The organism is Mesorhizobium sp. M0571 (assembly GCF_040320985.1).
In the GTDB taxonomy this organism is placed as follows: Bacteria; Pseudomonadota; Alphaproteobacteria; order Rhizobiales; family Rhizobiaceae; genus Mesorhizobium.
Window position 1 is genome coordinate 1 of the sequence record NZ_JAMYQT010000092.1, and the last position, 10,862, is coordinate 10,862.

Here is a 10,862-nt window from a genome sequence, read left to right on the forward strand (position 1 = left end):
TCTGCCCCGCGCTCATGAGCCGCTTCCACAAAGCGCGGAACGTGAGCGGGAACGAAGAGTAGGGATCTCCAGCGCGGTACAGACGTCTCACTTTCAACGGCCGGAACGATGTCCTTGATCATGGAGTCGCCTCTGCGGTCGATCTTAGCGAGGGCGGCAGCAGTGAGCTTGCTGGGCGACCGATGCGCTGGGATGGGCAGAAGTATGCACGTTTTCCGTAAATCGCGAGCGCGCGCACCTTATCGACAAGATTCGCGCTCACGCTGACGCGGCCCTTTCGCGCAAACGCGCTGAAACCTCCTCGCGGACACTCTCCGTATGGGCGCCAAGCGCCGGAACGGGGCGCAGCGAAAGCTTCTCGGAGTTGAAAATCGCCGCCGGCGCTATCGTCTCTACAGTTCCTTCAGGTGTGCCAATCTCAACCCTGCGAACGTGTGGATGTTTTGAAACATCGGCCACTTCATTCAGTCGCCCATACGCCAGACCGGCCGCCTCAAGCTCCTGCATTGCTTCGTGGCATGTCAGTTTTGAAAACCGCAGTTCGATGATCTCATCAAGTTGGGCCCGGTGACCGAGTCGCTCCATATTATCAGCAAACCCAGGTGCGCGTGTAAGCTCCGGCTGCTTCAGGAATTTCGCGCAGAAATTTATCCATTCGCGATCATTTTGAACGGAAAAGATGACGTCTTTGCCATCGGCACAACGATAGGCGCCATACGGCGCCAGCGACGGGTGTCTCACGCCGGCGCGTACCGTGTGATAGCCGCTGTAGTCGTTTTGCAGAACCGGAACATTCATCCAGTCGGCGACGGCATCGAACAGTGACACCTGGATGCTGGTGCCTTCGCCGGTGACCTCGCGGTGATAGAGGGCCTGAAGAATGGCGCTATGCGCTGTCATGCCCGCCGAGATGTCGCAAACCGAGACCCCTACACGCGCGGGCCCTTGTTGGTTGCCGGTGATCGCACAGAGACCTGTTTCAGCCTGGACGATGAGATCATAGGCCTTCAAATGGGAATACGGCCCTGTCTCCCCGAAGCCAGAGATATCGCAGGTGATCAGCCGCGGGAAACGTCTACGGAGATCTGCACACCCGAAACCCAGTTTTTCGATACTGCCCGGCTTCAGATTCTGGATAAAGACGTCAGCAGCGGCAATGAGCGTGTCGAGGACCTCGCGGTCCGCCTCCAACCTCAGGTCCAGACACACCGATTCCTTACCCCGGTTGAGCCATACGAAGTAAGCGCTCTGCCCCTGGACCAACTTGTCGTAGTTTCGGGCAAAGTCCCCTTCCGGCCGTTCGATCTTGATTACCCGGGCGCCGGCATCCGCAAGGCGAGACGACGCATAAGGCGCGGCCACGGCCTGCTCCACAGCAACGACGGTGATCCCCTCAAGGCTATTCTGCATTGGTGACACACCGCGCTTTTCACCCAACATTTTTAGTTGCTCGACGGTTCAGGATCGCGAGCAACCGGTTCTGTTCGTTCCCAACGATGGAAAATGCCTCGTCGACACCCATCCCGGGCTTTGCGAGCATCATGGCGGCCTGGGTTGCTACCGAAATGTGGACTGAGGCCTGGGCGGACAGATCCGTCTCGGTACAGCTTCCCCCGACATACGCTCCAACTTGGTTCTGCTTACAAATGAGAACAGCACGAGCCGTGTCGGCTATTGAGCCCACATCCGGGGTCTTGATTTGCACGAGATGCGCGCCCTTCGCTTCGGCAAAGAGCCGAATGTCCTCAAGCGTATTGCATCTCTCATCGACGACAATGCGTGCGCTAGAACCCCGATCATCCAAAATCGATACGATCTCGGCGTAATTCTCAATTTGAGCCTGTGTGGAACCAAAGTCCGCTGGCGACTCGACATTGAGCGTGAAACCCGGAACGCTCTCGGCAACCCTGCAGATAAAGTCGGCTATTCTTCGCGGCTCCAGCCCGATTTCCTGGCCAATCCAGCCATACACATCGAAATGCAGCACCGGCTGATAGTTGGGGCGGCCGATCTCGCGCGTGCGCGCTGCAACCCACTTCACGAACTCCATGAAGGTCTGGCCATTGACTCCGAACTTCTGACGTGAGTTGATCAGGCCGTGGGGAAGAACATCCACGGCCTTTAATATCATTTTGTCTACATTGATTTCGCGAGCATCGCCGCTCTGGCAGTAAATCGGGACCCTGCACGTCGGCAGCGGTAGGTCAAATTCAGCGCATACGATCTCTGCCATGGTGGCACGCTGGAGGTAGGCCGCGGCTCGAAGCAGCGCCTGGCTGACTCCGTACTCAAGCGCGAGGGGTAGCCGCTCTTGTTCGAATGGCTCGAAAACCTTCGCGCAGGCATCAAGGTAGCGAGACGCATCGACACCGAGAAGTCGCGGTACCATGACCCGCGCCGACAGATCCGAAATTTGTTTGATGTCAAACAGAGGATTGCGTCCACCCGCTCCAGAATATTGAACACTCATCATGTCGCCCCAAACGACGGTGTCGTCGACAAGGACAAGCCCGATGCTGAGCGAAGACGCCGGAACGCGGATAGAGGTGAAACCGGGCGTTAGTGGTTCGCCAAGATAGATGAAGCCGTCCTGCGAGGTGCCGGCCCTGATAGCAGCCTGGTCGTCATAGAAAAACGCACCACTACCGGGCGCGAGGAGGACGTCTTTGATCTGCACTTGCTTCGCTCAACCTCTATGGAACCGCGTTGGCGGCCGGATGCAGTTTTATTCCGCTAGCTGCCAAGTATGTGCCACCTGGCGTAGGGTTCGCCAATATAATGTTCCGGACGGTGCTATCGCGTTTTCAGATGGCCGCCGCCTGCCCAAGCAAACTGCCGCCGTCTTAACGAATACGGAGACCAGTTTGAAGCGGGTAATCTGCGAGGGATACGTGACGAGATACGCCGCGATCGCGCTTTCAGCCAACGAGAAGCTCGCCTTCCACTCCTTCAGCCCTTTCACGCCCGCGCTCAGACGGTCACCACCATCCTCAACACGCGTAACTCTGTGCTCGGCCACTGAGCGGCTGCGCCACCAGGGCAGCTGCGACGCATCGCGATCAGTATCCGGGATGAAGCCCGATCGACTTGCTCGATCGCAACAAGCACCGCTGATCCCGCTGATGTTCGATGTGGCAGACGGCCCGCTACAGAAGCCCGTCCTATTCAGTCGGCCGTGAACTATCCGCAAGTCGTTGATCGCGTTTGCTGATTAACGCGAAATGCCGCCTCTGGAATTGCAGGGTTTGCGATATTTGGGCGCCGTTTTCCTGCAATTCGGTTTTACGATTCCCTGGTGCTGCGGAGCATGATTGATCGGGATAGGGGGACGCCTCGCGACGCCGCCCCTCCCACACCACCGGGCATACGGGTCCGTACCACGGCGGTTCGATCGGATTAAGCTTGGGCAGAGACATGGAGTCGAGGGAGGCCGAGAGACTCGAAGTAGTGGTTGCGCAGGGCCTGTTGGACCGCCGGGTGTCCTGACATGCGCAGAATCCCGTCGGCGAACCGGCGGCAGCCGCAGAACTGAACTTTGGGACGCCACGATGGCGCAGTTCCTTGAAGCGGTTTGTGCCCGTTCCCCCATTGCCGCCAGAGATACATGCGTAGTCTTCGGCGGATCCACGCTTCCAAGTTCGTAAGCACCCGTGGGGTCTGGCAGAAGCCGAAGTAACCGCGCCATCCGATGAGGTATGGCTTCAGCTCTTTGATCAACTGCGGCAGACTGATCCCCCGTGTCCGACGTGTCATGTCCAGGATCAGCGTCTTGAATTTGTCGAGGGCCTTCGGCGCGATGCGCCGCTCGCTCCCGTCATTCGAGATGCTGAACCCCAGGAACTTCCGCTCCTCCGGTCGCGCCACCGCGCTCTTTTCCTCGTTGACCTTCAGCCGCAGCTTCTTGGTCAGGAACCGGCTGACGGAAGCCATGACCCGTTCGCCGGCGCGGCGGCTGCGAACATAGATGTTGCAGTCGTCGGCGTAGCGGCAAAAACGGTGGCCACGTCGGGTCAGTTCCTTGTCGAGATCGTCGAGCAGGAGGTTGCTTAGGAGGGGCGAGAGCGGGCCGCCTTGCGGGGTCCCCTCGTCCACCGGACGGACCAGACCGTCCTCCATCACCCCCGCATTGAGGAATGCACGGATGAGTTTGAGCGCACGCTTATCGGACACCCTGGCGGCGACGCGCGCCATCAGGCTATCATGATTAACCGGTCGAAAAATCTTTCGAGGTCGAGGTCAACCACGTAGCTGTAACCCTCGGCAATGTAGCATTGCGCTTGGGCTACTGCCTGATGGGCAGAGCGTCCCGGGCGGAAGCCGTAGCTGTGCTCCGAGAACGTCGGGTCCCACTGCTCTTGGAGGACCTGCAGCAGGGCTTGCTGGATCAGTCTGTCGACGACGCAAGGCACGCCGAGTTTTCTGACCCCGCCGTCCGGCTTGGGGATTTCGACCCGCTTGACCGGCTGCGGCTGATAGGTTCCCTCAAGCAATCGAGACCGGATGCTTGGCCAGTGCTCACGCAGGTAGCCCTTGGCGTCGTCGATGGTCATCCCATCCACGCCTGGGCTACCCTTGTTACTTCGAACGCGTTTCCACGCTGTTTCCAGATTCTCTCGGCTACATACCGTCTCCATTAGCTGTTCCGTCCAAGCCGGGCTTTCGGGTGCCGACTTCGCCATGAGTGGTTCGGCCCCTTGGTAACCGCTGACAGGGGCTTCACCCCGGTCCCTCGGTTCCAGGGCCAGTGAATACTGGGTCTTCTGCCGCTTTCCACTCATGAGTTGCCAGTCCTACTTGCCGCTTCCAATCGTTCGGGCCTTCGGTCATCGTTTCCGGCTCGGCCTATCCATTTGCTCCGCCTTTCGGCCTTGGAGTGCCTCACTAGCCTTGCCGACAGCATCACCTACTACGCCCTCTGCTGACTCCTGCATCACGGTCAGGTCACCTTGCGGTTCCCTCAGTTCCGAAGTCGGAACATGACGCAGGCCTCCCCAGGTAAGCTCAATCGCCTTCCCCGCGCACCTGCCTGCCGGATCTACAGCCCTGCCCTTTGATGGATATGGACTTCGCGACACGTTGCCCGCTCGTCCGGCCAGGGATGCCTCATATCCGGTTTCTGTTCGTCAGGTCGCGGTTTTGCTCCACGCTTCCTTCAGACACCACCTCGCGGTAATGCCCTTGCGCTTTGCTAAGCCTTCACCTCCATCAGGTTGGCTAGGGGACTTTCACCCCCAAGCGGTTGAACATGCTGGGCACACAACTAAACCGCTGCCGCGGTAGCTGATGCGCGGGTCTGGCCGGAGGAGGCCCCTGTCTGAGAAGATTTGGTGTCGAGCCAACCTTCCAGACAGGAGAACCCCAGATGGCCCAGATAAGCCCTCTGCGTCAGCGGATGATTGAAGATCTGACGATCCGCAATTTGTCACCGGAGACCCAGCGATCCTACGTGCATCACGTGGCGAAGTTCAGTCGATTTTTTGGACGATCACCCGATCAACTGGGATACGAAGAGGTGCGCGCCTATCAGGCCCACTTGGTGGGCCGAAGGGTCTCGTGGGGCGCGTTGAACCAGACCGTTTGCGCCTTGCGTTTCTTCTACGGCGTGACGCTGGGTCGATCTGATCTGCCTGAGCGGATCGCTTACGCCCGGACGCCGCGCAAGTTGCCGGTCGTGCTGAGCGCCGATGAGGTGGTCGGCTTTCTGCAGGCCGTGAAGGGGACGAGGAACCGGGTCGCTCTGATGACCACCTATGCGGTGGGCTTACGCGCCGCGGAGGCGGCGCGTCTGCAGGTGACGGACATCGATAGCAGCCGGATGGTCATTCGCATCGAGCAGGGCAAGGGCGGCAAGGACCGCTATGTGATGCTGTCGCCGCAGCTGCTGGAGATTTTGCGCGTCTATTGGCGGTTGACCAAGCCGGGGCGATGGCTATTTCCTCGGCGCGATGGCCGCGGCCCGATCCACCCACAGACCTTGGGGATCGCTTGTCGAGCAGCCTGCGAGTTCTTGGGCGTTGAGGAGCGGGTGACGGTGCACACCCTTCGCCACAGCTTCGCCACCCAGCTTTTGGAAGCCGGCACGGACATAAGGATCATTCAGGTGCTGCTGGGCCATCGCAGCTTGGCGACGACGAAACTATACGCCCAGGTCTCAACGGCTGTGATCAGCCTGACCGCCAGTCCTTTTGACCAACTCCGCATGGAGATCACGCCGCCCGGCTGAGCCGCGCGCCATGCGCCCGGATCTGGAAGTGGCGGATGTATTCCACCGTCACGGGGCTGATTATCGCCGCGACCATGCCGGCCATCTCGGGCGTGTCGAGCGCCGGGTCATGGCCGCGGTGGAGGCGTGCCGGACCGCGGCCCTCGGCGGTCACGCCGAACACTGCACCGACTGCGGTCTCGTGCGGCAAGCCTATAATTCCTACCGCAACCGCCACTGCCCTAAGTGCCAGGGCCTAGCCCGCGCCCAGTGGCTGGCCGAGCGGCAGGCTGAGCTGCTGCCGGTCCCATACTTCCACGTGGTCTTCACCGTCCCGGCCCAGATCGCTGAGATCGCCTTCCAGAACAAGGCGGCGGTCTATGCGATCCTGTTCAAGGCCGGATCCGAAGCCTTGAGGGTGGCGCCGGCCGATCCCAGGCATCTGGGCACCGAGATCGGCATGGTCGCCGTGCTTCATACTTGGGGTCAAATCTCCACCATCATCCGCATGTTCACTGCGTCGTGCCGGGCGGCGGCCTGTCGCTCCAGCCTGCCACGGCGAAGGCCGGGGACTAGCGATGGATCGCCTGCCGGCAGGGATTTTTCCTGCCCACACGGGTTCTGTCGCGCCTGTTCAGGCGGCTATTCCTGGAGCGCCTGCAGGACGCCTTGACGCTGGCCAGCTTCGCTTCTTCAGCGATCTCGCTAGCCTGGCCGACCCTGCCACCTTCTGCGCCCAACTGGCTGGACTGAAGCGGATCGAATGCCGAGTAGGTGGGGGCGTTACTGCCCCCACCTCTCACAGACCCGGACGTGCGGTTTTCCCGCATCCGGTTCCTCATGGTAGATTTTCGCTCACGGTGGCAAACGAATGAAGAATCCTGGCTGGCGGCAGCGGATGGCGTTTCAGGATTTCGTTAAGGCGAGTCCATCGGAACACGCTTTGACGATCTCGCCGAGCTAGCCATTTCTGCCATATTCTCACGACCTGGTGGGCGAACCATCGCAATCGCCGAGCATTTCCCCCGACGCCGTAATAGGCGAAGTGGCCCCGCATCATGGACGAGAGGTGGCGAAGCTGATCGCGGATCGACCAGTTCCGGTATTTCCGGCACCAGTCACTTACCGCAGCCAGCGCACGAGCAAAACGGCCCTTGGCCGTGACTTGCATCACCATGTCCTTGCCTCTGCGCGACCGTCCCCACACGTGGGTCAGGCCGAGAAAGTCGAAGTTGGTGCCATCCGTCTCCGGATGCCGTGTGCTCTCCGTCCTTCGCGGGCGAAAGTCGACGAGACGCGTCTTGTCGGGGTGAAGCGTAAGCCCGAACCGTCCAAGACGTTTGTCCAGCACTGCCAGGACACGCTGAGCGTCGACGATGTTGTCGAACGCCATGAGCGCATCGTCAGCGTAGCGGGCAATGGTACAGCCCCCACGGAGCCGAGGCCGCACCTCGGTCTCGAACCATTCGTCCAGCACGTGGTGCAGGAAGATATTCGAGAGGCAGGGCGAGACTACGCCTCCTTGCGGGGATCCTTCGGCCGCTCGGCGCAGAAGACCGTCTTCGACGGCTTCTGCGTTCAGCCATTTATCGATCATCCGTCGGATGAGGCCGTCCGTGACTCGCTGGTCGAGGATCGCCCGGAGGTGAGAGTGCGGAATCGAGTCGAAGTACTTCTGTATGTCGAGATCGATCACCCAATAGAGCCGCTTTGCCCACAGGACGTTCTGCATGTTGCGGAGCGCCTGATGGGCCGAGCGGCCCGATCGGAACCCATACGAGCAGGGGTAGAAATCCTCCTCATAGACGGTCTCCAGCACCATCGTAATGGCGCGTTGCGCCACCTTGTCCTCGAAGGTCGGAATGCCGAGCATCCTTTGCGACCCATCCGCCTTGGGTATATAGGCCCGCCGGACCGGCGGCGCACGATATCGGCCGGACTTGATGCGCTCCAGGAGGTCCAGAAGTCTGGTCTCCAGGTTCACCTCATAGTCCGCCGCAGTGACGCCGTCGGTGCCACGGGCACCATCCTTGCGGGTCAGCCGGTAGGCCTCCTTCATCCTGTGCAGATCGATGACATGGTGGAGCGAGCACAGCGCCACACCCCGTTTCGTCCTCGCCAGTTCGGCTATCCGTTGTCGGTTCGTAGACAGGTTTGTGGGGTTCAGAGCCCCCTCCCATGTTTCAGGTCAACGGTTCTCTACACATGACGCCTCCCTTCGCTCCGTCGGGTCCCGGTGAGCCCAGTTCCCCGTCTTCACCGCTATTATGAAGGCGCTACGACTTCCCGCTCACGCATACCTGCTCCGTTATAGTTTCGGTCACAGGCCCCACATGCGCCTCCCATGTTCGTGCTCTGCGAGGCGCTCCCGATGAGCGTGGAGGACGCTCATCGAGCCTGGACCCATGGTCAACCGGCGGTCCCTGTTCCGGCGTACTTCGCTTGTGGACGCGAGCGGGATCTCACAGGTTCGCTGGCGATCCATCCCATGCCTTTGCCCTGCTCCAAGACCCCGGCCGAGCCGCCAGAACCTCGCCCTGGCGGTTCCGACGATGCTGCCCCCCGGGCTACCCACGACGAAGGCCTCCGCATGCACATATCTCGAGGCTGACACATGGCTTCAGCATCCGCTGTCTACGCTTCACGAGCGACGTTGCCGCCGCCCATGCAAGACTCGCTTCCGGCTGGCGGGCTGCGCCTTTGCCGGGAGGGGGTCGAACCCTCTGGATCGCTTCGAAAGGTTTCAGGATCTATATTCCATTCTCCTTTCCAGGGCTTGGCCTGTCGCAAGGGTCGTCTACGCCAAGCCGCCCTTCGGCGGGCCGAAGCAGGTGCTGGCCTATCTCGGCCGCTACACCCATCGCGTCGCCATCGCCAACAGCCGCCTCGTGAGCCTGGACCAGGGCAAGGTCAGCTTCCGCTGGAAGGACTATCGCCATCACGACAAGTCCAAGCACAAGCTCATGACCTTAAGCGCCGACGAGCGCCCAGTGCCGTTTTCTTCTGGCAGCGCCCACGCCGCCGCCGGACCCGACCGCCGACTATCGCCAGCGTTACCGCTGTCTCACAGGACGAGCGCTGCCCCGGATCAGGCGCCCGGATCCTCATCTTCCCACCGACACAAAAGCCCTTCATCATCGCCTGGTCGCTATGGCGACGACGACATCAAGCTGCGTCCAGCATCTGTCACTACAAACGGCATCGACATCCGCAACTGTAGTACTAGGCTGGTTTCCGTCCATAAACGCCGGTATTTCGCGGCATTTACAATGACTTGGATCCGACCGGAAGTGCCGTTGACGGGCATGGACAGGTCAGGAATAGTTGATGATCGACAAATGCCGTGCTTGGCAACGATCGGACGCACGCCATTGCCGGCGGCTCTGCCGGCGGGACGGCTGCGATGCCGAGCTGGTATCAGGTCGGCCTGAGGCGGGTGAAGAGGACGAGGTTGTAGGCCACGACCGAGGACCAGACGTAGATTTTGAAGTGATCAAGGCCGCGCCAAGTGCAGCGCGCCAGGCCGTAAGCGCGTTTGAGGCACGAGATGCCAGCTTCGATGCCGGCGCGAAAGTTGCGCAGCTTGTGAGTATAGCCACTTGCTTTCTGACCATGTCCTCGATCTTGAGGCCGGCTTTCTTGTGGAAGGCCATGTCGGAGACGCCCCACGCCTTCGCCGTGGCCAGGTTGTCGCGCGTGGCGAAGCCACCAGCGCTGCTGCGTGCCGCGGCGCTTGGCCCCAGATGCCTATGTGACGCTCCAGCATCGGCAGCAATCGGTCGCTGTGGGCCGGGTTTGCCTTTCTCGATCACCAGATCGAGGATCTTCCACTCTTGCCGGTGGTCAGGTTGAGCTTGTGGCCATATCGCGGCTGCCTTTGACGATGATATCGGCATGCTCTTCGAACAGGCTGACCAGCTTCTCGCCGGCCGACACAGGCTCGCCGGGCAATACCCGCCGCTCGCTCTGGCTGCGCGGCAATGATCGCGCATGCTGAGCCGGCACCGCCGACCAAGGCGTCAGCCCGCGTCAGCAGGCGCACCATGACCCGCACGGCATCCCAAAGCAGGCTGCTGTCGCTCGGCTCGTGCATAAATGCCGAGGTCACGGTGCTGTCCAGCCGCACGACTGCGCCGTTTTCGAGCTTCGCCTGCCGAGCGCTCAACAGCAGTACCCGATTGACCTGCTCCCAGGTCTCGGACCGGATCGCACTGATGGTCCTTTGCAGCACCGACTTGTGCGGGCTCCATGACAAAGGCAGGCGAGCAAAGGCGCGAAACGAGGCGGAGTCCTCAAGATGGAACGCCAGCTCCTGGTAGCTCAGTTGGCGGTACTGCTTGAGGATCGCGCAGCGCAACACCGCTTCGGCAGGCAGGCCTTGCCGTCCGGTGGCCTTGACGTTGACCCGCACCAAATCGCGCGCCACCAAGCCAAGCAGGTCGCTATGCTCAACCAGCCATTGCGACATCGCCTTCAACTCGCGACCGATCTCGTGCGTGGCGAAAAGATCGGCATGGCAGGAGGCACGGTCAATAAGATGACGATTGACATTCTCTGAGTGTCCGTTCCAAAAAGAGTTGAGTGATTTCAGCAGGTTGTGATTCTGTCGGATTTGCGAGATTCGATGGAGATCACGATGGCCTGGACTGAAATCACCCGT

The 10,862-nt window shown here is 60.7% G+C and carries 7 protein-coding genes and 3 pseudogenes; 3 read left to right on the plus strand and 7 right to left on the minus strand.

Translation table 11 applies throughout. From position 1 onward, the window contains the following. Positions 1-258: 258 nt before the first annotated feature. The 4 genes and pseudogenes from NKI85_RS36385 to ltrA (NKI85_RS36400) all read right to left on the minus strand — a co-directional run. On the minus strand, positions 259-1,410 hold the full coding sequence (locus tag NKI85_RS36385; RefSeq protein WP_352780635.1) for a CaiB/BaiF CoA transferase family protein: 1,152 nt from the start codon (positions 1,408-1,410) through the stop codon (positions 259-261). A gap of 19 nt (positions 1,411-1,429) precedes the next feature. Then, a complete protein-coding gene (locus NKI85_RS36390) occupies positions 1,430-2,677 on the minus strand; it encodes a methylaspartate ammonia-lyase (RefSeq protein WP_352780632.1) in 1,248 nt (415 codons plus the stop codon). Between the two features lie 719 nt (positions 2,678-3,396). Continuing rightward, a complete protein-coding gene (locus NKI85_RS36395) occupies positions 3,397-3,753 on the minus strand; it encodes a group II intron maturase-specific domain-containing protein (RefSeq protein WP_352780636.1) in 357 nt (118 codons plus the stop codon). Positions 3,754-3,882: 129 nt separating this feature from the next. Next, positions 3,883-4,778 (minus strand): annotated as a pseudogene (ltrA, locus tag NKI85_RS36400) (group II intron reverse transcriptase/maturase); the annotation flags it as partial. A 584-nt stretch (positions 4,779-5,362) separates the two neighbouring features. On the opposite strand from ltrA (NKI85_RS36400), the gene NKI85_RS36405 reads away from it, so the two are divergent. Together NKI85_RS36405 and NKI85_RS36410 are read left to right on the plus strand one after the other, a co-directional pair. Beyond that, a complete protein-coding gene (locus NKI85_RS36405) occupies positions 5,363-6,223 on the plus strand; it encodes a tyrosine-type recombinase/integrase (RefSeq protein ID WP_352780633.1) in 861 nt (286 codons plus the stop codon). A gap of 10 nt (positions 6,224-6,233) precedes the next feature. Continuing rightward, a pseudogene (locus NKI85_RS36410) lies at positions 6,234-6,966 on the plus strand (IS91 family transposase); the annotation flags it as partial. A gap of 74 nt (positions 6,967-7,040) precedes the next feature. Here the strand turns inward: NKI85_RS36410 and ltrA (NKI85_RS36415) are convergent. Continuing rightward, complete coding sequence (ltrA, locus tag NKI85_RS36415; RefSeq protein WP_352780637.1) at positions 7,041-8,261, minus strand: group II intron reverse transcriptase/maturase; 1,221 nt, start codon at positions 8,259-8,261, stop codon at positions 7,041-7,043. A 733-nt stretch (positions 8,262-8,994) separates the two neighbouring features. Between ltrA (NKI85_RS36415) and NKI85_RS36420 the strand changes: the two are divergent. After that, positions 8,995-9,186, plus strand: a pseudogene (locus NKI85_RS36420) (transposase); the annotation flags it as partial. A gap of 433 nt (positions 9,187-9,619) precedes the next feature. Here the strand turns inward: NKI85_RS36420 and NKI85_RS38105 are convergent. Beyond that, positions 9,620-9,871, minus strand: coding sequence for a transposase (locus NKI85_RS38105; RefSeq protein WP_502900782.1), 252 nt, complete (start codon positions 9,869-9,871; stop codon positions 9,620-9,622). A 139-nt stretch (positions 9,872-10,010) separates the two neighbouring features. Beyond that, on the minus strand, positions 10,011-10,862 hold an 852-nt coding region (locus NKI85_RS38110), incomplete at its 5' end, for a transposase (RefSeq protein WP_502900783.1).

Bases quoted from the DNA above. Each gene is read 5' to 3' on its own strand.
- NKI85_RS36385 (WP_352780635.1), bottom strand. From the start codon at position 1,410: ATGCAGAATAGCCTTGAGGGGATCACCGTCGTTGCTGTGGAGCAGGCC.
- NKI85_RS36395 (WP_352780636.1), bottom strand. From the start codon at position 3,753: ATGACACGTCGGACACGGGGGATCAGTCTGCCGCAGTTGATCAAAGAG.
- NKI85_RS36405 (WP_352780633.1), top strand. From the start codon at position 5,363: ATGGCCCAGATAAGCCCTCTGCGTCAGCGGATGATTGAAGATCTGACG.
- ltrA (WP_352780637.1), bottom strand. From the start codon at position 8,261: ATGAAGGAGGCCTACCGGCTGACCCGCAAGGATGGTGCCCGTGGCACC.